This window comes from Paenalicyclobacillus ferrooxydans (genome assembly GCF_001399675.1).
Classification (GTDB): domain Bacteria; phylum Bacillota; class Bacilli; order Alicyclobacillales; family Alicyclobacillaceae; genus Alicyclobacillus_B; species Alicyclobacillus_B ferrooxydans.
This window is the reverse complement of record NZ_LJCO01000008.1, coordinates 65152-87071: the sequence shown is the minus strand read 5'-3', so window position 1 is coordinate 87071 and position 21920 is coordinate 65152. Positions and strand designations below refer to the sequence as shown.

At 51.6% G+C, this 21920-nt stretch carries 18 protein-coding genes and 2 pseudogenes; 8 read left to right on the top strand and 12 right to left on the bottom strand.

Annotated elements, in window-relative coordinates; all coding sequences use genetic code 11:
• Positions 1 to 20 precede the first annotated feature (20 nt).
• The gene (locus AN477_RS00535) at positions 21 to 1445 is read left to right on the top strand and encodes a recombinase family protein (RefSeq protein WP_083485805.1); all 1425 of its coding nucleotides are present in this window, start codon (positions 21 to 23) and stop codon (positions 1443 to 1445) included.
• On the opposite strand, the gene AN477_RS00530 is transcribed toward AN477_RS00535, so the two are convergent.
• From AN477_RS00530 to AN477_RS00495, 8 genes and pseudogenes are all read right to left on the bottom strand, one after another.
• Positions 1429 to 1647, bottom strand: a complete 219-nt coding sequence (locus AN477_RS00530) for a SpoVR family protein (protein ID WP_054967235.1) — start codon at positions 1645 to 1647, stop codon at positions 1429 to 1431. The genes AN477_RS00535 and AN477_RS00530 overlap by 17 nt on opposite strands.
• Positions 1644 to 2156, bottom strand: a pseudogene (locus AN477_RS00525) (DUF444 family protein); the annotation flags it as partial. The gene AN477_RS00530 and the pseudogene AN477_RS00525, both read right to left, overlap by 4 nt.
• Before the next feature lie 18 nt (positions 2157 to 2174).
• Entirely contained in the window at positions 2175 to 3740 is a 1566-nt protein-coding gene (locus tag AN477_RS00520; protein ID WP_054967234.1) for a recombinase family protein, read from the bottom strand.
• Between the two features lie 4 nt (positions 3741 to 3744).
• Positions 3745 to 4011 carry a hypothetical protein gene (locus AN477_RS00515; RefSeq protein ID WP_054967233.1) on the bottom strand — a complete coding sequence of 89 codons (267 nt, stop codon included), beginning with the start codon at positions 4009 to 4011 and terminating at the stop codon, positions 3745 to 3747.
• 161 nt (positions 4012 to 4172) lie between these two features.
• Positions 4173 to 4553: a rhodanese-like domain-containing protein gene (locus AN477_RS00510; RefSeq protein WP_054967232.1), complete on the bottom strand. Its 381-nt coding sequence runs from the start codon at positions 4551 to 4553 to the stop codon at positions 4173 to 4175.
• A gap of 131 nt (positions 4554 to 4684) precedes the next feature.
• Positions 4685 to 5347: pseudogene (locus tag AN477_RS00505) on the bottom strand (DUF444 family protein); the annotation flags it as partial.
• Between the two features lie 55 nt (positions 5348 to 5402).
• Positions 5403 to 7301 carry a PrkA family serine protein kinase gene (locus AN477_RS00500; RefSeq protein WP_054967515.1) on the bottom strand — a complete coding sequence of 633 codons (1899 nt, stop codon included), beginning with the start codon at positions 7299 to 7301 and terminating at the stop codon, positions 5403 to 5405.
• A 398-nt stretch (positions 7302 to 7699) separates the two neighbouring features.
• Positions 7700 to 8464 (bottom strand): alpha/beta hydrolase, encoded by a 765-nt coding sequence (locus tag AN477_RS00495; protein WP_054967230.1) that lies wholly within the window; start codon positions 8462 to 8464, stop codon positions 7700 to 7702.
• 359 nt (positions 8465 to 8823) lie between these two features.
• On the opposite strand from AN477_RS00495, the gene pdhA reads away from it, so the two are divergent.
• Genes pdhA through lpdA form a run of 4 tightly spaced genes read left to right on the top strand, consistent with a single transcriptional unit; the run spans position 8824 to position 13671 of the window.
• Entirely contained in the window at positions 8824 to 9900 is a 1077-nt protein-coding gene (gene pdhA, locus AN477_RS00490) for a pyruvate dehydrogenase (acetyl-transferring) E1 component subunit alpha (RefSeq protein WP_054967229.1), read from the top strand.
• A 2-nt stretch (positions 9901 to 9902) separates the two neighbouring features.
• Positions 9903 to 10880: an alpha-ketoacid dehydrogenase subunit beta gene (locus tag AN477_RS00485; RefSeq protein ID WP_054967228.1), complete on the top strand. Its 978-nt coding sequence runs from the start codon at positions 9903 to 9905 to the stop codon at positions 10878 to 10880.
• 16 nt (positions 10881 to 10896) lie between these two features.
• The gene (locus AN477_RS00480) at positions 10897 to 12258 is read left to right on the top strand and encodes a dihydrolipoamide acetyltransferase family protein (protein WP_054967227.1); all 1362 of its coding nucleotides are present in this window, start codon (positions 10897 to 10899) and stop codon (positions 12256 to 12258) included.
• Positions 12259 to 12261: 3 nt separating this feature from the next.
• Positions 12262 to 13671, top strand: coding sequence for a dihydrolipoyl dehydrogenase (gene lpdA / locus AN477_RS00475; RefSeq protein WP_054967226.1), 1410 nt, complete (start codon positions 12262 to 12264; stop codon positions 13669 to 13671).
• A 236-nt stretch (positions 13672 to 13907) separates the two neighbouring features.
• Here the strand turns inward: lpdA and AN477_RS00470 are convergent, their stop codons facing one another.
• The 3 genes from AN477_RS00470 to AN477_RS00460 form a co-directional block, all read right to left on the bottom strand.
• Positions 13908 to 14645: an HAD family hydrolase gene (locus tag AN477_RS00470; RefSeq protein ID WP_054967225.1), complete on the bottom strand. Its 738-nt coding sequence runs from the start codon at positions 14643 to 14645 to the stop codon at positions 13908 to 13910.
• A 60-nt stretch (positions 14646 to 14705) separates the two neighbouring features.
• A complete protein-coding gene (locus AN477_RS00465; protein ID WP_054967224.1) occupies positions 14706 to 15167 on the bottom strand; it encodes a tRNA (cytidine(34)-2'-O)-methyltransferase in 462 nt (153 codons plus the stop codon).
• A gap of 79 nt (positions 15168 to 15246) precedes the next feature.
• Positions 15247 to 16224 (bottom strand): amidase domain-containing protein, encoded by a 978-nt coding sequence (locus tag AN477_RS00460; RefSeq protein WP_054967223.1) that lies wholly within the window; start codon positions 16222 to 16224, stop codon positions 15247 to 15249.
• A gap of 253 nt (positions 16225 to 16477) precedes the next feature.
• Between AN477_RS00460 and AN477_RS00455 the strand changes: the two genes are divergently transcribed.
• From AN477_RS00455 to AN477_RS00445, 3 genes are all read left to right on the top strand, one after another.
• Positions 16478 to 17272 (top strand): IclR family transcriptional regulator, encoded by a 795-nt coding sequence (locus tag AN477_RS00455; protein WP_054967222.1) that lies wholly within the window; start codon positions 16478 to 16480, stop codon positions 17270 to 17272.
• 79 nt (positions 17273 to 17351) lie between these two features.
• The gene (locus AN477_RS00450; RefSeq protein WP_054967221.1) at positions 17352 to 18443 is read left to right on the top strand and encodes an isocitrate/isopropylmalate family dehydrogenase; all 1092 of its coding nucleotides are present in this window, start codon (positions 17352 to 17354) and stop codon (positions 18441 to 18443) included.
• A 1373-nt stretch (positions 18444 to 19816) separates the two neighbouring features.
• A complete protein-coding gene (locus AN477_RS00445; RefSeq protein WP_054967220.1) occupies positions 19817 to 21310 on the top strand; it encodes a phosphotransferase in 1494 nt (497 codons plus the stop codon).
• Here AN477_RS00445 and AN477_RS25600 read toward each other — a convergent pair.
• Positions 21301 to 21918 (bottom strand): methylated-DNA--[protein]-cysteine S-methyltransferase, encoded by a 618-nt coding sequence (locus AN477_RS25600; protein ID WP_054967219.1) that lies wholly within the window; start codon positions 21916 to 21918, stop codon positions 21301 to 21303. The two genes, AN477_RS00445 and AN477_RS25600, sit on opposite strands and share 10 nt — an antisense overlap.
• Positions 21919 to 21920 lie beyond the last annotated feature (2 nt).

Genomic DNA, 21920 nt, shown 5'->3' with positions numbered 1-21920 from the left:
ATTCGGGGTGTTAATCACTAATGACTGTTGCACTTTACTGCCGAGTATCCACAGATGAGCAAGCTCAACAAGGGTTTTCGATTGAAAACCAACAGGAACGTCTCAAAGCCTACTGTGCCTCTCAAGGATGGACAGACTACAGGCTCTACACGGACGACGGATACAGCGGAACTAACACGGATCGCCCCCAGTTGCAACGGATGATCCAGCACATCAAGCAAAAAAAAATAGATGCCGTCATCGTGTATAAGCTCGACAGGTTGGGCCGTAAACAACAAGATATAATCAATATGCTTTCAGATGTGTTCATGGCTAACAAAGTCATATTCAAATCTGCCTCAGAGCCATTTGACACTGGCACCCCGCTTGGGCAAGCCATGATCGGTATTCTCGCTGTTTTTGCTCAATTGGAGAGGGACACTATCGTTGAACGAACAACCATGGGGAGACGAGTTAGAACAAGTAAAGGCATGTGGTATGGAGGTCGCATTCCTTTTGGCTATCGGTGGGACAAAGAACGACAGGAATTGCAAATACACCCTCAACAAGCGTCACTTGTGCGAGATGTGTTCGACTTTTATCTCCAAGGGCGGTCTTATAACTGGATCGCGGAGTGGCTTGCAGATAGGACGACTGACAGAACGATTGATCATGCACGCATTCGCGAATTCCTCCGCCGCCCGCTCTACATGGGATATATGAACAACGCAGGAAAGCTCGTCAAAGGGCGTCATGAGGCCATTGTGAGTAAAGAAGTGTGGGAACAAGTTCAAGGGGAAATGGAGAGCCGGAGGGATGGCAAAGCTCCGGCTGGTACATATCTGTTAAGCGGACTGATGGTTTGCGGGCTATGTGGTGGGTCAATTATCCATATCATTCGTAAAAGTAAACATGAAAAGGAATATGTCTACCCTCTCTACTGTTGCAAGCGACAGCACGTTAGACCTAAAGAGCGCAAAGGGCAACCAAAATGCAATCTCGGGTATTTCAATGAGGTCAAGTTGGATGACTATGTGGTATCTCTGCTAAAGCAAGCCGCACTCGATCCATCCGTTGTTCAATCGCAGCTCAACACCATGCAAGAGTCCTCTAGTGAGAGTGACAGCTTAATAGACGAAATCAAGTTTGATCTTAACGAGGTTGAAAAGAAACTTGATCGTTGGTACACGGCATTTGAAGAAGGAGTCCTTGATCCGAGACAACTTAAAGACCGAATTCAACCGCTTGAGGAGACAAAAAAAGCCCTCACGATTCGGCTAGAAGAAGTTGAGGACTCTGACTACCGTGTGGACAAAAGCGGAGAAGTTTTCGATTCGTTGAACCTCATATCAACTGCTTGGGACGTTCTTGAGTTGGAAGAACGCCAAACCGTGCTTAGAGCGGCGATAAAAAAGATCATCCTGCACCCCAAAGGTACTGAGGCCGAGATCATCTGGAACGTATAGTTTTTTCATTTTTATGTTGTTTTGCTTTACCGAAGCTCCAGTGACTGTAACGAGTGGGCATTCCGTATGCCCCGAACGTGTAGATGATGTCTGCAGGGCAGACCTCGAAGCGCATTGGATAGTAGTCCAGGCCAAACCCTGTAGCAATCTCCATCATCTTCTCTATACTGTTCTCGAGCTCTTCCATTTCAAGCAGGTTCATGCTGGTTTCACCCCGCTCTGCTTGGCGGAGAAGAACTGCCGCAACGCCTCGTAAACCCCTGACTTGTCACGAATGACGGCTGTCCGGAAATCTGGGTGGCGCAGTTTTCCGTACGCACTCATCAAGGTGGAACTGCGATTATACTGGTTCACTTCGGCATACCCGAACATCTGCGATATGTCGCAAAGCTGCTTCACGTAGCGAACGCACTTCTCGTTGTCTGAGGTCAAGTTATCACCGTCCGAAAAGTGAATCGGATACAGGTTGTAATAATCCGGCGGGTAATCGCGTTCGATGATCTGCAGTGCTTTTTCGTATGCAGATGAGCAAATCGTTCCGCCGCTTTCTCCCCGATTGAAGAAGTGATCCTCACTGACCTCTTTTGCCTCCGTGTGATGAGCAATGTAACGAATTTGAACGGTCTCGTACTTCGTCTTCAAGAACCGTGTCATCCAGAAGAAAAAGGTGCGGGCACAGTACTTTTCAAACAGCCCCATTGATGCGGATGTTGCATGATGGAGTACGGGTTACTTGAGACGCCCGTGACTTTCATAACCAATGGGGTCAGACGGAGGCGGATGAAAGTCATACCGAAGTGCAATCTCCTTCACTTTCATTCCATCAACGGTGACACTCTGAACAAGCCCGTGAACCACCTGACGAAATCGGTCACGATCGCGATGTACAGTCTGCCACTTCATTTGATTCAGGTAATCGTCCCCAGATACCATGGACGGAGCTTTAACTACTGATCTCGTCATCTGTGTCTTCACCGCTTGTATCTGTTCTTCGAGGGATTCAATGAGTTTCACGTAGTTTAGCTTCAGGCGCTCGACCGTATCCTCCGATAGACTCGTATCCATCAGCAGGCGAGTCAGGCCGGTTTGCGCCCTTTCAAGGGCACGCTCAAGTTCGGCGATACGCTTGGTACTGCTCTTGTTTGATAACTTTTTTTGTTGAACAGAAAAACGCTGCGCGCTCAGTTGACTCAATTGGCGAAACAGCCACTGACTGAGTAACGCTTCGATTTCATCTGCATTCACGTTGGGCTGAGTGCAGGCGTTCTTGCCGAACCGGAACTTCCGGCTGCAGGAATAGTAACGATATTCTTTTGTGTCATGACGCTGCATCTGGCAGATGAGCCCCGCGCCACAACGGCCGCACGTGAGAATTCCCGTCAGTGGATGTCGCGATCTTCTGGGATTGTTGTGACTCCTGCCCGCGAGAATAGACTGAGCCTTCTGGAAAGTTTTATCATCAATCAGGGCGGGGTGAGCTCCACTTACGACAATCCAGTCTTGTTGCGGAATTTTTTCACGTCCATGTGACTTTGTGTACCCTGATTCGTCAAATTTTCGCTTCAATTGATTACGAGTACGGCCGTAAACGAGATCTCCCCGGTAAGCGGGATTGCACAGTACACGATGCACAGTCACTCGCGACCACGGCTTCCCGTTCTTTGTGAACAACGCGCGCTCGTTTAAATACGCTGCGATGCGAAGCGTGCCGTACCCCTCCTCTGTATACAGTCTGAAAATCAGTCGAGGAATCTCGCTCTTCGTCATGTCCTCTTCAAGCGATTTTGTCTCTTTGTTGACCACATATCCAATCGGTGCTTCCCCTGTCCATTGACCCCTTCGAGCTAACGACTTCTTCCCTGAAGATACGCGAGACGAGATGCGTTTGCTTTCGAGCTCTGCCATCACGGAGTGGATTCCTAGCAGGTCAAGGGTCTCTGGCCGGCTGCTGTCGAGGTTATCATTGATGGCTATCATCCGAACACCGTACTGAGTAAACCGACTGACAATTTCGATGTGTTCGGCTTGATCGCGACTAATTCGGCTGATTTCCTTAAATACAATTACGTCATAACGACGCTCCCTCGCATCGTGGAGGGCACGTTCAATAGCTGGTCTTTGGAGGAATCGAGTGTAGTACCCGCTTTGGTCAAAATCCGTGTAAATACAAGACTCTTCAATCTGATAGTCCAAACCAAGCCGCCGAATGTACTCGAGCGCATAGTCCACCTGATTCTCGAGGCTCTCTCCCTGCATGTCGGTACTTACCCGCGCATACACCGCGCAACGTTGCAAAGCCTTACCCCCTCTGATGGTTGTTGCTGGATAACCGAGTGGATGCGGACTTGCTGTCAAGAGTCGGTAACGGGTCTACCTTCACTTCCTCGTGGAATTCTTCTAGAATCCAGCTTTCGATCTCGCTCTGAAACCAAGCTGATACGTGCGGAGACTCCGGGTACACCACGCGGGCATCGCCAATTTGAACCTTCTGCCCGTCCCTGGATTGGCGAATTGTCCTTCCTTCATATCGCGCATTAGGTAGATACTTCTGCGAACTTTCCCCCATAATCCCCCCTCCTTACTAAAACCCTATGCAAGTTACGGGTTGTCTCATGGGCAAAAACAAAAACCGGGCCAGGATCCAAAACAACTCGTGGATCCTGACCCGGTTTGATATACGATTCTGTCATCAGGTGAAGCAGCGACCGAGATGGATTGCTGATGGTGTTACCGTTTCACTGGTCCTCGCCAAGCAGACATACCGCCGGAGAGGTTGTAGATAGCCTGTAATCCCGCTTTTTTTGCTTTCCGGGCAGCCATCATACTGCGTGCACCACTCTGACAAACAAAGACGATGTCCTTGTCTTTCGGCAGCGTATCAAGCTTTCTGTCAATCTGACCAAGCGGAATGTTCTTCGCAAAGGCGATATGCCCGCCTTTGTACTCGGATGGCTCGCGTACATCCACTAACTCGATAGAGTTTGGTTTCTCTTTAATTCGAGCTTCAAGCGCCCCGCTGTTCAGCTTGTTAATACCACGTCCGGACCACCATCTCCAGAGGACAAACAATACAACTACAACAAGAACAATCACCCATGAGCTATGCAAATCCAAAGACCTCCCCGGCATCGGAACCGATATTTTCGTTAACGTTGTCTATAAATATTTATATACCCCTTAGGGTATTGTGTCAACACACAGGCTTGTCCAGTTTTTTTACTTGATTATGTAACAACCGGGGACCCGCTGGTATCCATCATCGCCAGCACAACAGCGCTTGATTCCGGTTTTTGAACATCTTCCCAGGTTTTAAACCTGAGGTCATCAGGCAAAATCTGCACCTTGCCCGTTGCGGACCTTTGATTTCTCCGAATGGATTCGAGAAGTGTCCGCTTCTTGTCAATGTTGCCCATCAGTCCTGTTTTGCGAACATCTTTATATTCCACATCTTCAACGGTTACCCTGTCTGGTGCTTTGGGCGCCAGGTTTGGCAGCTCCAACTCTTCGAACAACATTGCTTGGATTTCTTCCAAGCTGACTTCTGCTTCAAGGTAGTCTTGGCCGGGCGCATCACCTGCGCCCTGTCCTTTGCCTGGACCTTTTGCGTTCCCTTCCGGCTTGCCTTGTGCAATCACATCACCAACTTGGCTGCCACCGTCGCCACTCCCTGCGTGCTGCCCTTTGTTGAAGTTGTAGCGGAACCGGTACTCCTCCAACGACCGGATGGGAATTTTGATGATTTGGCGCCCGTTGCTCATAATGATGCTCTCGTCGCTAATCAGGTCACCCAGGTTTTCCTTGATGGCCTGTTTGACCTTCTCCCGGTGACGTTCCTGGTCCTGGTGGCCTTTACGGTGTAAGGACCAGTCTTCTCTCTGCAGACTGAAATTCATGTCGGCCATCTCGTTCTCCCTCCCCAATCCTCTCATTGTGGGCGAGTACCACCCGTCGCTTGGCTCAGCGATTCAAAAGACTTCCCGTGTACCGCAGTAATTCGTTGGCACATACCGGGCAGTACCCGTGATCATCCATTAAGCGAGCCGTTACCTCATTGACCTTCTTTAACTGCTGTTCATCCGGCGTCTTGGTTGACGTTGTAATCTTCACGACATCCTTCAGATCGGCAAACAACTTCCGCTCAATCGCCTCCCGAAGTCGTTCATGAGAGTGGTAGTCAAACCGTCTGCCTCGTCTTGCATAGGTGGAAATGCGAATGAGAATCTCTTCCCTGAAGGCCTTCTTGGCATTTTCCGAGATTCCAATCTGTTCCTCAATGGACCGCATCAACTTTTCGTCAGGGTCGACTTCCTCGCCCGTCAACGGATCGCGCAGCTTCTGCCAACTGCAGTACGCCTCTACATTGTCAAGGTAGTTCTCCAGCAAAGTCTTCGCGGATTCTTCAAACGAATACACGAATGCCTTTTGAACTTCTGTTTTAGCCATCTGGTCGTACTCTTGCCGTGCCATTGCGATGAAGTTCAGCAACCGCTCCTTGACTTCCGCAGAGATGGAAGCGTGTTGTGACAGTCCCTCCTTCAACGCCCGTAATACATCAAGCGCGTTGATACAGGTGGTGTCGTGACGGATAAGGGCGGTCGAGATGCGGTTGATGACATACCGTGGATCAAGACCTGACATCCCCTCGTCCGCATACTCCGAGCGAAGTTCTTTTAGATCTGTGTCTTTCAGTCCCTCAACCGACTGGCCATTGTAGAGGTACAGTTTCTTCATTAAGTCCACGCCTTGCTTCTTCGGCTCCTTCAGCCGCGTCAAGATGGAGAAAATGGCTGCTGTTTTGAGTGCATGGGGAGCGATGTGAATCCCCTGCAAATCACTTTGCCGTACAAGTTTTTCGTATATTTTGACTTCATCGTCTACACGAAGGTTGTATGGGATATTCATCACGATCATACGAGACTGCAGAGCCTCATTTTTCTTATTGGCAATGAATGATCGATACTCCGCTTCATTCGTATGGGCGATAATCATCTCGTCCGCTGAGATGAGTGCGAACCGCCCCGCCTTGAAGTTGCCTTCCTGCGTCAGGCTGAGCAAATGCCAGAGAAATTTCTCATCACATTTCAGCATCTCCTGGAACTCCATCAGCCCTCGGTTTGCTTTGTTCAACTCACCGTCAAACCGGTATGCCCTGGGATCCGATTCCGATCCGTACTCTGTGATGGTGGAAAAGTCGATGCTGCCAGTCAAATCTGCAATGTCCTGCGACTTCGGGTCTGACGGGCTGAACGTTCCAATACCAACGCGTTTGTCCTCTGACAGGACAATTCGTTGCACAACGACATCTTCGTTTCTCCCGCCGTACTCTGTTTCCAAACGCATCTGACAGGCCGGGCAGAGGTTTCCTTCGATCCTGACTCCATAAGCGTTTTCGAGTTCATCTCGCAGTTCTGGCGGTACAAGGTGCAAAGGGTCTTCGTGCATCGGACAGCCCGCGATTGCGTACAATGCTCCGGCATCCGTTCGGCTGTAACGTTCCAGACCGCGTTTCAGCATCGTAACGAGTGTGGACTTGCCGCCGCTAACTGGCCCCATCAACAACAGGATCCGTTTTCGTACCTCAAGACGCCTTGCAGATGCATGAAAGTACTCCTCCACCAAACGCTCAAGCGACTCCTCAACGCCAAACATCTCTTTCTCAAAGAACTTGTAATGGCGATGCCCATCTTCATCCACATGAATGCCTGCAGCTGCAATCATGTCGTAGATACGAGCATGCGCTGTTTTTGCAATTCCAGGGTTTGCTTGCACAAGCTTCAGATAATCGGCAAACGTGCCTTCCCAGCGTAAGCCTTCTGCCTCTGCCCGAAAAGCACCTAGACGGTCAAGAAAGTCCATTGTCGCATCCTCCTTCAGTCTGGGCAGGCGATCCACCCATTGTTGACCAGCGACTGTTGCCATCTGAGCTCTCGCGAAGATCTTCCACCTCAATTCCGCAATGGCTGTCGCCGCGCAAATTGGCGCAACGGTCATTTTGACGTGTGCTTCAAGGCGGCACATCCAAGTCAGGCCACGTATACAACGGCGAATGCAAATGCAAAATCTTTATTATTGTTTCACTATATTCGTAGCCTTCTTGGCCAAATTCCCTTTCGTCCATAAAGCGCCGTGTTTGAATCTTCAAACAACTGTAGGGACGACTTGAGAGACCGACGCTCTGCGCCGCTCTCTCGCGGGGTTTGTTTAGATTATGCAAGTTGTCTGCCAAGTGTCCCTTTGTTCGCAAGTCTCTTTCTTTAGGCGAGTGTCCTTTGTAGAAACTCAAGTGCATCTGGAATTTCTTTCTGCCAAAATCCCCAGATATGTGTCCCGTCAGACTCCTTATAGGTAACGTCTGCACTTCGAGCTCGCAACAGGTCTCGCATGGTCTGGTTGGCTTGGTAAAAGTCATACGGACCAGCCGTAGTGTCAACACCGGTCTCCTGCCGCCCCACAACCATATAAGCCGTGAGATCGTTCAAAAACGACTCTCTTCGAACGAGTTCACGCGAGGTATCGTAAAAGGCCCCTGAGAATAATAACAACCGGCGAAACAGCTCAGGATATCGAAGATGGAGCGACAAACTTGCAGCGGCTCCGAGCGATATCCCCGCCATAAATCGATGGTACGGGTCATCACTGACACGATAGCGGCCTTCGACAAACGGAACGCACTCTTTCGCAACAAACGCTGTGTATGCATCGTGACGGGCGCCGTCCGGACCATAGTCGTCATTGCGCGTCTGCTTATGAACCTCGATGCCCACAATAAACAACGGATTCAATTTCCCCTCGAGAATGAGTTTGTTGCAAATGGTGGCGATCCGTCCGTGCGTGAAGAACTCCAGTCCGTCGTGGCAGTAGACCACGGGATAACGCGCTTCAGGGTGTTCCGTGTATCCCGGTGGCAGATAGATCTTCAGGGTTCGATCCTCGCCCAAATGGGCACTCTGTAACGTGTGTGTTTCAATCACACGGCGGGTATATTGCGGGTCCGACAGATTTCCGTCAGTCGTTGTCATGTCGGTTCCCTCCTTTTCCATGTTTTTCGCGTCTGTCATAAAGTGTTCGTTCTTCACGGCCTAAACGTTTGTTCATGGTACACCTTCTCATGATGCCACGCACTGCGGATAGGCGACAAAACGGTGTGGTACATCAGAGTTCAAAACTGTTTCAAAACTGTTTCAAACTGTTTCAGTGCCAACAGCAAAACTGTTACACAACAATACATCTACACTATACAACAGATAAGTGTACATTTTAAAAGTTGTTAGCGCATTTTCATCAAGGTGTATTATAATGAATTATGAACCTGTATTAATGAACTATTGACAATCAGGAAAACAGCCTGAAATCGACACATCAACAATGAGGTGAGTATATGAGTACCGTACTTGAAACGGAGAAAACCCCGTATTTACAAGTTCTGAACAAGGACGGCGACGTAGTAAATCCAAGTTTGATGCCGGATTTGTCAAATGATACCTTACGCGAACTCATGAGGCGGATGGTTTTTACGCGCATCATCGATCAACGTGCGATTAAGCTGTCCCGCCAAGGCCGGCTCGGCTTCTACGCACCTGCGGGCGGCCAGGAAGCATCGATGATTGGCAGCCAGGCTGCACTGAATAAAGACGATTTCATTTTGCCAGGATACCGCGACATTCCCCAACTTTTGTTCCACGGCTGGAACCTCACTCAGTGGATTTTGTTTTCACGTGGACATCAACACGGAACAGCTATGCCGCAGGACATGCATGCACTGCTCCCGCAGATCATCATTGGCGCGCAGTATGCACAAACGCCTGGTATCGCGATGGCATTTAAGCTTCGTGGTGAAAAACGGGTTGCAATCACATACACCGGTGATGGTGGTACATCACAAGGCGATTTTTACGAAGGCATCAACTTTGCTGGCGCATTCAATCTCCCAGCTGTCTTTGTTGTACAGAATAACCAGTTTGCAATCTCTGTACCCGTTGAACTCCAGACGGCTGCAGAAACGTTGGCACAGAAATCCGTTGCTGCAGGCATTCCAGGTTATCAAGTAGACGGAAATGACATTCTCGCGATGTACGCAGTCACCAAAGAAGCGGTCGACCGAGCACGCGCCGGTAACGGTCCGACCCTAATTGAAGCGTTGACGTTCCGTTTTGGCCCCCACACCATGAGCGGCGACGACCCGACGCGGTATCGCACCAAAGAACTGGAAAACGAGTGGGAGCAAAAAGATCCGCTGGTACGTTTCCGTAAGTTCCTTGAACAGAAGAAATTGTGGAGCGAACAGGACGAAGAGCAAGTGATGGAGGATGCCAAAAACGAATTAAACGACGCTCTGAAACAGGCGGACGCTTATCCGAAGATGACCATCCCAAGTTTGATTGACAGCATGTTTGAAGTGTTGCCTGATAGCCTGAAAAGACAGAAAAGCGAGTACACCGGCAAGGAGGATGCGTAAACATGGCGCAAATGACTATGATTCAAGCCATTAATAATGCCCTTGACGTTGAGCTCGGGCTGAATAAAGACGTTCTCGTATTTGGCGAAGACGTTGGCCATAACGGCGGTGTCTTCCGCGCCACTGACGGCCTGCAGAAAAAGCACGGCAAAGACCGTGTGTTTGATACGCCGCTTGCAGAATCCGGAATTATGGGACTTGCGACCGGGCTTGCAATGCAGGGATTCCGACCGGTTCCGGAGATTCAGTTTTTCGGCTTTGTATTTGAAGCGATGGATGAAATCGCCGGTCAAGCGGCCCGCATGCGTTACCGCACCAATGGACGTTTTACCTGTCCGCTGGTTGTTCGCTCCCCGTTTGGCGGCGGCGTAAAAACGCCGGAAATGCATGCAGACAGTCTCGAGGGGTTGTTCCTGCAAACTCCCGGTGTCCGTGTTGTCATCCCGTCAAACCCGTATGACGCAAAAGGTCTTTTGATTTCGGCGATCCGGAACAACGACCCAGTTATCTTCCTTGAACACATGAAGTTATACCGTTCGATTCGCGCGGAAGTTCCTGAAGAGGCTTACACAGTTCCCCTTGATAAGGCGAACGTAGTCCGCGAAGGTAAAGACCTCACCGTTATTGCCTACGGTGCAATGGTTCATACTGCACTGAAGTCGGCCGATGAACTCGCAAAACGGGGTGTTCAAGCCGAGGTTATTGACCTTCGCAGCATCAGCCCGATTGATATCGACACGATTGTGACATCCATTAAGAAAACTCACCGTGCCATGGTTGTCCAAGAAGCACAGCGCAGCGCTGGTGCAGCAGCCGAAATCATCGCTCAGATTAACGAGCACGCGATTTATCACCTGGAGGGGCCTGTACTGCGCATCACACCTCCGGATACTGTTTATCCTTTTGCGCAGATTGAAGACGAATGGATTCCGGATTCCAAGCAAGTTTTGGCCGGTATGGATAAGGCGCTCAGCCTGTAATTTGGAGGTGAACGAAATGGCGATTTACGAATTAAAACTCCCGGAGCTTGGCGAAGGACTTCATGAAGGTCGAATTGCCAGATGGTTGGTCAAACCTGGAGACGTCATTAAGGAAGACGACGCGGTTGCCGAAGTAGAAAACGACAAGTCGATGGTGGAACTGCCAAGCCCTGTGGACGGGAAAGTTGTAAACCTCGTCCTGGAAGAGGGCACGACGGCAGTTGTAGGCGATATCCTTTTAACGCTTGAGGTCGCAGGCGAGGGTAATGTCGACGGGACTGTAACAGCAGGCACAGCACCAACTGCTGCCCCATCTCCTCAGCCTACTCCCGCATCACAGACTGCTCCGACTGCTCCGAGCGCGCCAGCAACGCCAGCTGCGGTTGAAAGTCCTGCGGCTGCAAACGCAGATTCCCTTGCTTCGAGGGCGCATGAAGTCCTCGCCACCCCTGGCGTACGGAAATTTGCTCGTGAAAGCGGCATCGACATCGGTCGCGTGAAAGGAACGGGCGCAAATGGTAAAGTTACAAAGGAAGACGTTGAGACGTTCTTGCAGGGTGGCGGCGTAAACGCAGTCCTCGATGGAGCGAGCGTAAGTCCTGCAGAAGCGACCTTATCAGACGCAGCGGAAGATGCACGGCCATTGGCCGCGACAGTTGCAGTGAATACGGCGGATACGGCAGAAGAGCGGATTCCGCTTTCCTCGATCCGCAAGATCATTGCCGCGGCGATGGCAAAGTCCATGTATACTGCACCACATGTGACCGTGATGGATGAAGTCGATGTGACAGACCTCGTTCAGCTGCGAAAGGAATTAAAGCCGCTTGCCGAAGATCGCGGGGTCAAGATCACCTACTTGCCGTTTATCGTAAAGGCGATGATTGCGGCTATCCGCAAGTACCCGCATCTGAACGCGTCGCTTGATGACGATCGCCAAGAACTTGTGGTCAAGCACAACTACCACATTGGCATCGCAACTGACACCGAAAGAGGCTTAGTCGTCCCTGTCGTTCGCAACGCAGACCGCAAGAGCATGTGGACTATCGCAGGTGAAATTGCCGACCTTGCAACCCGAGCCAGAACCAACAAGCTTGGTCCTGCGGAGATGAGAGGAAGCACCATCTCCATTACGAACATTGGTTCAGCCGGCGGGATGTTCTTTACCCCTGTCATCAATTATCCAGAGGTCGCTATCCTCGGTGTTGGTCGGATTACGGAGAAACCTGTGATGAAGAATGGCGAGGTTGTCGGTGCACACATGATGGCGTTGTCCTTAAGTTTTGACCACCGTATCATTGACGGTGTGATGGGCCAGAACTTTGTCAACGAGATCAAGCGGTTGCTCGAGAATCCTCGCCTGCTCATGATGGAGGTGTAAGCTGTGGTTGTTGGAGAGTTTACAGAAGAAGTGGATGTTCTTGTTGTTGGAGCCGGCCCAGGGGGATATGTTGCTGCTATTCGGGCGGCTCAGCTAGGGTTGAATGTAACGATCGTGGACAAAGCTGAGCTTGGCGGAGTCTGCTTGAATCGTGGTTGTATTCCTTCCAAAGCGTTGATTTCTGCAGCTCATCAGTATGAGTCTGCGAAAGAACAACCGTTCCCTGGGATTGAAACCACTGCAAGTCTTGACTTTGCTAAGGTTCAAACCTGGAAGCAATCCGTCGTTGACAAGATGACGGGTGGTGTTAAGACGTTGATGAAAGGGAATAAAATCAACGTCATGACAGGCGAAGTCTTTTTCACGGGTCCTGAAGAGGTTCGTGTGGTCACGGAGTATGAAGGCAAGAAGTTGCACTTCCAGCACTGCATTCTTGCAACGGGAAGCCGACCGATTGAATTACGAGCCCTCCCCTACAGCAAGCGAGTCATCTCCTCAACAGAAGCGTTGTCGCTCTCGGAAGTGCCTGAGCGCCTCGTCGTTGTTGGCGGCGGCTACATCGGGATCGAACTTGGACAAACCTATGCCAAGTTTGGCTCGAAGGTCACCATTGTCGAAGGACTGGACAACATCCTTTCCGTCTTCGATCCACAGTTGACCCGCCTCGTCACACGTAACCTGAAGAAGTACGACGTGGACATCTACACCGGAGCGTTAGCACAATCGGTTCAAGAGGATGAAAAGGGCGTCACGCTGACCTTCAAAGTAAAAGATGAAGAAAAGTCCGTGACAGCGGATTACGTCCTTGTGACCGTGGGACGTCGACCGAATACTGACGAAATTGGGCTCGAGGCTGCAGGTGTCAAGATCGGTGAAAAAGGCCTGATTGAGGTGGACGGTCAGTGCCGGACAAGCAATCCGAAGATCTTCGCAATTGGTGATATCGTCCCTGGCGCTGCCCTTGCACACAAGGCATCCTACGAGGGCAAGGTTGCTGCTGAAGCCATTGCAGGTAAACCGAGTACAGTGGATTACCGATGTATTCCGGCTGTCGTGTTCTCTGACCCCGAGATTGCAACCGTCGGTCTCAGCGAAGCAGAGGCAAAAGAGCAGTACGGCGATGTAACCGTCGGGCGTTTCCCGTACGCCGCGAATGGTCGTGCTACGGCCCTGAATGCAAGCGAAGGTTTTGTGAAGCTGATTTCTGAGAAAGATTCCGGCTTACTTGTCGGTGCACAAGTTATTGGCGTTGAGGCTTCCAATTTGATTGCGGAGCTCGGTCTCGCCATCGAGATGAGTGCAACCCTTGAGGACTTGGCGCTGACCATCCACGCTCACCCAACACTTGGTGAAATGGTGATGGAAGCAGCGGAAGTCGGTATCGGATCACCAATCCATATCGTAACGAAGTAATCAAATAGTCAGCTGTTTTGCGCAAAGAGGAGCCCCCGCATCACGGGCGCTCCTCTTTGCTCGTTTTTATGGGATTAGTACCGCATAGCAGCACCACTTAACAGCGCTTTGTACCGCGTAACACCGCTGAACACCACTGAACACCGCTTAACACCCTCTAAGAACTAAAAACCGTTCCACCATCCCTGAAATAGTTCTCTCAAACCGCTGAGCTTTTCGCACGGGCCGAAATTACATTATGACGGGAAGGTTGGGTTCTGCTCGAGTACCGCTAAGGATTCAATAAAAGAAAGGACATCTTTGAGTGATCCCTCGTGTGTGAACTCGATATGCCCGACTCCGCGATCAATCACAAAGTCCTTCACAAGAAACGTCTGCATGCCCAGTTTGCCGGCCACACCATCTTCCTGAACATCGTTGCCGATCATCATACACTCCTCAGGGGAACGTCCAATACGGTCAAGAATTTCTAGGTAGTATTTTGGGCTTGGCTTACAGAAGTGCATGTGTTCCATCGTCGTGACCAGCTTGAATGGCACATCGTCAATCCCGGCCCACGCCATGCGATGCCGCACTGCATCGTCTGGGAAAATCGGGTTTGTAGCTAATACGAGTTCGTACCCTTTTGACAGGGCGCTTCGACATATTTCCCGAGAAATTGGAGATGGTTCCGTCAAACTCTGTAAATCGCCAAACTTCGTGTGGTAAAATTCATCGAAAATCGGCCAAATGTCGGATTCTGCAACATCTACGGTGCCAAAAAATGCATGTTTGAAAGCATCAATGTTCGGTAACTGCGGGTCTTCATTTTCAACCATTGCCTGGGTTGCCGTCAGGATTTGAGCAGCGATCTCCTTGGTATTCACAAGATGCGCGATTTCGGGCACTAGTGCGTGGAAATAACCATGCATAAAGCGGTTTTGGTCAAAGGGCAACAAGGTTCCATCGAGATCGAATAAGAGCGTTTTAAGCATCTTGGTTTTTTCCCCTTTACCATAGTTCTCTGCGTTAAATCAGGCGATGCGGCAAGACGCTCATACCATGTCTGGAAATCCGATCTGTCGAAACGCCTCAAATGCAACAATCGCGACAGCATTAGACAGGTTCAGCGAACGGGCCCCTTGTCGAATCGGTATCCGCACAATGTTTTCCGGATCATGATTGAGAATCCGCTCTGACAGGCCCTTGGTTTCCTTCCCAAACACAAGAAAATCCCCAGGTTGGTACTTCACGTCTGAATACCAGCGTTCACCGCTCGTTTCGACATAAAAAAAGCGAGCATTGGAATGCTTGTCCCACAGTTCGTCAATCGAATCATGGTAACGGATGTCGAGCAGGTTCCAATAGTCCAACCCTGCCCGTTTGAGTTGACGATCATCCGTTGAGAAACCGAGAGGGCGAACCAAGTGAAGCACTGCTCCCGTAACCGAACACGTTCTCGAGATGTTCCCAGTATTGGATGGGATTTCAGGTTCGACGAGTACAATGTGAAGCAATTTATAGTCCTCCGCGTAACGTACCAAATTCACTACGATTCCACTAGCTTACCATAATTGACATACCAGGTTCACGCGGTCAGCACAAGGAGTCTGGCATGCGAATGAAGTCATATCTTGTCCTTGGCGTCCAGGCTGCACTGTCAAGATAGCGATAATGGCGATGATAACTGGGGTTCGTATGGGCATTGACGAGCGGATCGCCATGGTTGTCAAAGTCGGTCACCATCGTTGCATGATGGACCCTTCCCGTACCGTTCCAGTCGTAGAGAATAACATCGCCAATTTTGAGTTCCTCAGCGCTGTGAACTCGCTTTGCTCCACGCGTCGTAAGCAGGAACCGTTTGAAAGCTTCTGTAACAGACCAACTGTAGCTCCAGTTTTCAGAATCGGGTTTGGCACCAATGTGCATCCACCAGCCCTCGGCACGGGATTTGCGTTTATCCATTGGAGCCCTGCCAGCAAACAGGCACTGAGAGATGAAATTCGTGCAGTCATCCCGCAGTCTCGGAAAGTTTGGGTTCCAACCGTTCCACCACAACTCGGCATAGCGAAATGCACGAAAGCGGTCGTACTCGACACACTGAGCCGGGCGTTCGGGGGCCAAGCCGGGGGCAGATGAAGCCTCGACCAGATCGGCCATGCGCGTGGGCGTGAGCGTCGTTTCATCGGATTCCCACAGGTCAGCGAGCCTCCAACTCCCGTCCTCCAGACGCCAGCGTTGGCGATGCCAGATGATACGAGCTTCGACAGAGTAGTCGAGCCCATCCTGATACACCCATGTGATGTTTTCACGGATCAGGTAATTCTGTTCATCGTCGCTCCTCGATTCCGCCGGTAACCGCCGTACGGAGATCTTGGTGTGCGTACGCAACAAAGGCGCTTTCCGGGCTGCCATGGAGCGGCGTTTACATTCCACACTTCCTGTAACCCCTGCTTCGATCCCTCGGTTTCGCTTGATTGAAAGAAAATCCCGTAACGTGTCAGGGTCGCCTTCCAGCCAGACTTCGTTGCGTATATCAAAAAACTTTCGAATTGCGTCGAGACAGGCTTCCATAACAGCTCCCCCCAGTCGCAAACTCCACATACTCGGTACATGGTATGACACATGGGTGAATGTCTGTGATTGCCTTCTTGAGAGGATGGATACCGATTGCTCGGTCTTCCGGTGTCTGGCTTCCGGTGTCTGGCTTCCGGTGTTCGATTGCGCGTCATCGGTCGCGCAATGCCGGATGACGTGTCTCAGCAGTTGTGCTATACTACCCGTCGGAACCCCGTTCCGCTTGATGAGACACCCAGGAGGACCTGTTATGCCAGACGACCTGCAGCAGTCCCAGTCCCATCCCCAAAGTACCGTCCGCGCCGTCGAAAGAGCCATGGATATTTTACTTTGTTTTTCCAAATCGGAAGGTGGCCTGACGCTTAGCGAGATCGCCAGAGAAGTGGACCTACATAAGAGTACGGTTCATCGATTGCTGACTTCACTACAGGCCAAGGGCTTTGTGCGCAAGTATCCGCACTCTGACCGGTACAGTCTTGGCTGGAGTGTTCTCGAGCTGATGAGTGGAATTTACCAATCTGATGAACTTTCCTCCATTGTTCTTCCTGAGATTACCCATTTGCGCGATTCGACCGGTGAAACAGTTGTACTGTATGTTCGTTCAGGTTATGACCGGATCCGTATTCAAACAGTGGAGAGCAACAAACCCGGGCACAAGCCCCTTGACATCGGGCGAACGTATCCGCTTTATGTTGGAGCTTCTGGCAAGGTGCTTCTGGCCTATTCTGATGAACAGCTGATTGCTGAAGTCATGAGTGACCCCCGATTTGTAAAGCATATGGACAAGGCAAAACTTCCGACCGCGGCTTACGATAACTTTCGGGAAGAGCTCCGTAAGGTGAAGGAACGCGGTTATGCAACGAGCTTTCGTGAGCGAGATGCTGATTCGTCCGCGATGGCTGTCCCGATTTATGGACGGAATAATTTTTTGGCGGCGCTCTCTGTAAGTGGATCTGCAGATCGATTAACACTGGCGGTGATGGAATCGATTCGGGAGACGGTTCTGCGGTCTGCCCAATTGATTTCACGACTCCTGTCACATTAAGATTTGGTTTTGCCACACCACCGAGACGCATGCCTGGTGCGCGTGACAACCGACATCCTTTGCTACGAGGTGAAACCATATGGCTGCTCAAAAAGTTGTCGTCATGGAAGGCGATCAGACCGGTCAGGAGCTTCTTGAAGAAGCACTCCGGGTTCTGGCTCCAGATGTGATTGGAACTCAAATCGAATTGGTACGCTTTGATTTGAGTCTCGAGAATCGCAGAAACACTAAAAACCAAGTGGTTTATGAAGCTGCTGCAGCAATGCGCGAGTACGGTTACGGTCTGAAAGCCGCTACCATCACTCCTGAGACTTCGGGGGACGTCGGCAGTCCGAATGCCATCCTGAGAAAAGAGATTAACGGTACTGTGATTGTCCGTACAGGCCGCAGAATTCCAGGAATTGCTCCCCCGGTTGGCGTGTACTCCCCCATCTCTGTTGTTCGTATGGCTGTCGATGACGCTTATGGGGCAAAAGAGTGGCGAGAAGGCAGCGGTCAGGACGAGATCGCCATGAGGACCGAAAAGATTTCACGCTCCGTTTGCCACGGGGTTGCAGAGTACGCCTTCCAATATGCGAAACGGGCAAAGGCTAAGGTATTTGGCGGACCAAAGTTCACAGTGAGCCCCATCTACGAAGGAATGTTTAAAGAGGAATTAGATGCTGCTTCTAAGCGGTATCCAGACGTTGAGTACGAACCGCAGTTGATTGACGCCACATACGCATTGTTGTTGGTCAAAGCAGGTGAAGCGCTGGTCATACCGGCACTCAACCGTGATGGCGACTGCCTATCGGATCTGGTGCTGCAGATGTTCGGATCGATTGCCGGTTCTGAGTCCATCCTTCTGTCTCTGGATGAGAATTGGAAGCCAAAGGTTATCATGGCCGAGGCACCACATGGTACGGCACCGAGTCTGCAAGGTAAGAACGTGGCCAATCCGATGGCGATGATTCTTGCCGCAGCATCCCTTCTGGCACACAGTGAGCGACGCGAGGTACAATTGGCCTCCCGCGCCATCTATGAGTCCACCTTGGAGGCCGTGTTGGGCGGTGTCCGTACACCGGATCTGTCCGGCGGAACCAGCACCACTGAGTTCACGAACAGCGTGATCGAGCGAGTGCGGACGAAGTTGGAAGTCTGGAGCACACTCGGAGATACCGCAGGCCGATAAACTGACCTGTGTCTCCAAGCGCAAGTCTCCAGGAAAGTTGTCATGGCAGGCACCGGGCTTTGGCGGAAGGTGCGGAGGTCGAGGTGGCTGGCGTCGGGACTCGGCGGAAGGTGCCGAGGTCGCGGTGGCAGGCCTCTGGCATCGGCGGAAGGTGCCGAGGTCGCGGTGGCAGGCCTCTGGCATCGGCGGAAGGTGCCGAGGTCGAGGTGTGGACGTAGGATAAGATAAGGGCATCCCACTGCGGGGTGCCTTTTTTATCTATTCGCGCACCGCGCTCCTTTGGCTCTGGTAATTCAATCGGCCCCAAGAGACCTCGATGCTGCATATAGGTGGCTCATAGCCTCTTACCCTCGCAGGTTTTCGAAGTAAATCGCCGACAGCCTGTTAAGTCGCTGGGGCCGACTAAGGTAGCCCATACCGCCTTTGCTTAGTCGGTCTCAGCCTCTTAATTAGCTCCAATCGGCTCCTTTAGTCGCTCAGACCGACTAAGGGACAGCCTGGGTGTGCGCCGGCAGCCTGTTAAGTCGCTGGGGCCGACTAAGGTAGCCCATACCGCCTTTGCTTAGTCGGTCTCAGCCTCTTAATTCGCTCCAATCGGCTCCTTTAGTCGCTGGGGCCGACTAAGGGACAGCCTAGGTGTGTGCCGGCAGCCTGTTAAGTCGCTGGGGCCGACTAAGGTGGCCTATACCGCCTTTGCTTAGTCGGTCTCAGCCTCTTAATTCGCTCCAATCGGCCCGCTAAGTCGCTCAGACCGACTAAAGGACAGCCTTGGTGTGCGCCGGCAGCCTGTTAAGTCGCTCGGGCCGACTAAGGTGGCCCATACCGCCTTTGCTTAGTCGGTCTCAGCCTCTTAATTCGCTCCAATCGGCTCCTTTAGTCGCTGGGGCCGACTAAGGGACAGCCTAGGTGTGCGCCGGCAGCCTATTAAGTCGCTGAGACCACTAAGGTAGCCCATACCGCCTTTGCTTAGTCGGTCTCAGCCTCTTAATTAGCTCCAATCGGCTCCTTTAGTCGCTCAGACCGACTAAGGGAGAGCCTGGGTGTGCGCCGGCAGCCTATTAAGTCGCTGGGGCCGACTAAGGTAGCTCAGACCGACTAAGGGACAGCCTGGGTGTGCGCCGGCAGCCTATTAAGTCGCTGAGACCGACTAAGGTAGCCCATACCGCCTTTGCTTAGTCGGTCTCAGCCTCTTAATTAGCTCCAATCGGCTCCTTTAGTCGCTGACACCGACTAAGGGACAGCCGAAACGTACGCCGGCAGCCGCCCGCGCTACCTAGACAAACGCCCATACAGCAGACTGTATCCCCGAATACCTTGGGTACATGACCACTCATCATGGGTGTAAAGTGCCTATGCGTTTGGGGGGATGCCCATTGTTGCGCAGACGACGACCGATGCCCGATTGGGCTAATGAACTGATGGAAGAACTTATGCGCCCACCGTACTTCTTGCAACACTTATATAGCGAGGCAAGCAGCGCTCATGCCGCAAAAACTGGTAATACCAACGACGAGAACCGCGAACCTGGTGACAAAAAGGCAAGCTCCCACGGAAACAGTACAAGTCGTTCCGCCTCAAACGGCAACAGCAACGGAAGCGGCAGCGGGAACGGCAAGCACTACGGTCACTCACCAAGTTACACGAAGACCAGCATGACCTCCGGCTCAGGGCATAACCAAAAAGGTAGTCAAGGCGGCAAATCTAGTCAGAAGGTGAAGCCTGATCCTGAGGATTTCGCCAGGAGTTCATCTGTGCACGGCCCAACCCTGCAATCCGTTCCAAGAAACGGGGAATGGGCAGATAACAAAGACATTGTCAATGCAGGAACGACTGTACCTGCTCCCATTGCGCCGACAACCGACTGGCAATTTGTTTTTAAGCGGAGTGGCTTCCCGGTTTCGATACCAAAGGGATATGGGTGGACTGTCAAACGGGCTGAGCAAAAACACGGGATCATCCGTTTGCAGACAACAAAAGGCACCTACGCGTTAAAACGCGGGCACCTTTCGCCGGAACGTCTCAATTTTTTACGAAAAGCGTTTCAGTATGTTGAGCAACAAGGGTTCACTTTGTTTGCTCCGCTTCAAACGTCGGCCTCAGGGAAGCCATACGTGGTCCGAAAGAACGAGACATACTACGCCACCGATTGGATTGCTGGCCAACCAGCAAACTTTGCGTCGCTTGGACAGGTCCGTGAAGTAGCGCATGTGTTAGCGCAGTTTCACCACACCTCTCGCGGATTTGAGTACGACGGTTATTCGCCGCCCATGGAGTTCAAACTGGATGACCTTCTGCGGGATCGCACAGAAGACCTGAAAGCCTTACTCGCGCGTGCCCAAACACGAAATGATCCGGATGCCTTTGACCGACTTCTCGCGAACCACGCTTCTGCCTTGCGAAATGACGCCGAAGAAAGCGTTCGGGTTGTCGAATCGACCGAGTGCCTGTCATTTCTCCGCGACGACGAAGACACGCCTGGCCTGTGCCATCTCGACGTGATACCGGGAAATTTTATTTACACTCCCGAGCAAAAGGTTATCGCTATCGATTTCGACATGTGCACGTACGCCCCCAGGGCGTTGGACCTATCACATCTGCTCCGAAGGGCTTTACAGCAACAACGTTGGTTGAGTGATGTTGCCTACACGTGCTTTGTTGAGTACAACCACGCCGAGGTTATCTCAGGCCCTGAATACCGCCTCATTTACGCGCTGCTTCGCTTCCCTTACCGAGTCTGGCGGGTGGCACACAGCCACTATCGAATTGGAAAACAAGACGGCCAGACAGAGGAGCTTGAGTTGTCCGTTCGGGAGATGCCTCGTCGGCACACGTTTCTCGACTCATTTTCGCGTCAGATTCAGTCTTGACCAATGCCACGCTCGAGGTTTAGCAACGCCGCCTTTAAGTGCACTTGTGACCCGGCATAGCCGGTCAATTCACCGTGGCTGCCGATGACGCGATGGCAGGGGACGACAATTGGAATCGGGTTCCGTCGGTTGGCTTGTCCGACAGCGCGAACGGCTTTGTCGCGGCCAATCGCCCGTGCAACGTCCCCGTACGACCTCGTCTCTCCATAGGGAATTTCAGTGAGATACTTCCATACCGATTTTTGAAACTCAGTTCCTCGAAGCACCAAGGGAAGTGTGAAACTGTGGCGCGATCCGGCAAAGTATTGCTCAAGTTGCTCGATCGCCGCCTCTGCGAACAAAGCGGCTTGCGAGATGCGAACTTCATCCGATTCTATCCTACTGTCCGTGGATGACTCGTTTTCGCCATCTGCCGCTTCCGTCTTTCGCTCCGTATGCCGATCTCGTTTTGCCAATGCCTGTTCCATAGGTTGTCCCAACGCTCCGCCCCAGTCCACCGACAAAATCCCCTCCGGGCAGGTCACAATCGTACATGGCCCCCACTGTGACTGAAACGTCCCAACTGCTCTTGCTTCCCCGTCTACAATGCCGCACCAGTCTACCGCCATTC

Bases quoted from the DNA above. Each gene is read 5' to 3' on its own strand.
- AN477_RS00535 (WP_083485805.1), top strand. From the start codon at position 21: ATGACTGTTGCACTTTACTGCCGAGTATCCACAGATGAGCAAGCTCAA.
- AN477_RS00530 (WP_054967235.1), bottom strand. From the start codon at position 1,647: ATGAACCTGCTTGAAATGGAAGAGCTCGAGAACAGTATAGAGAAGATG.
- AN477_RS00515 (WP_054967233.1), bottom strand. From the start codon at position 4,011: ATGGGGGAAAGTTCGCAGAAGTATCTACCTAATGCGCGATATGAAGGA.
- AN477_RS00500 (WP_054967515.1), bottom strand. From the start codon at position 7,301: ATGGACTTTCTTGACCGTCTAGGTGCTTTTCGGGCAGAGGCAGAAGGC.
- AN477_RS00495 (WP_054967230.1), bottom strand. From the start codon at position 8,464: ATGACAACGACTGACGGAAATCTGTCGGACCCGCAATATACCCGCCGT.
- pdhA (WP_054967229.1), top strand. From the start codon at position 8,824: ATGAGTACCGTACTTGAAACGGAGAAAACCCCGTATTTACAAGTTCTG.
- AN477_RS00485 (WP_054967228.1), top strand. From the start codon at position 9,903: ATGGCGCAAATGACTATGATTCAAGCCATTAATAATGCCCTTGACGTT.
- AN477_RS00480 (WP_054967227.1), top strand. From the start codon at position 10,897: ATGGCGATTTACGAATTAAAACTCCCGGAGCTTGGCGAAGGACTTCAT.
- AN477_RS00470 (WP_054967225.1), bottom strand. From the start codon at position 14,645: ATGCTTAAAACGCTCTTATTCGATCTCGATGGAACCTTGTTGCCCTTT.
- AN477_RS00460 (WP_054967223.1), bottom strand. From the start codon at position 16,224: ATGGAAGCCTGTCTCGACGCAATTCGAAAGTTTTTTGATATACGCAAC.
- AN477_RS00455 (WP_054967222.1), top strand. From the start codon at position 16,478: ATGCCAGACGACCTGCAGCAGTCCCAGTCCCATCCCCAAAGTACCGTC.
- AN477_RS00450 (WP_054967221.1), top strand. From the start codon at position 17,352: ATGGCTGCTCAAAAAGTTGTCGTCATGGAAGGCGATCAGACCGGTCAG.
- AN477_RS25600 (WP_054967219.1), bottom strand. From the start codon at position 21,918: ATGGCGGTAGACTGGTGCGGCATTGTAGACGGGGAAGCAAGAGCAGTT.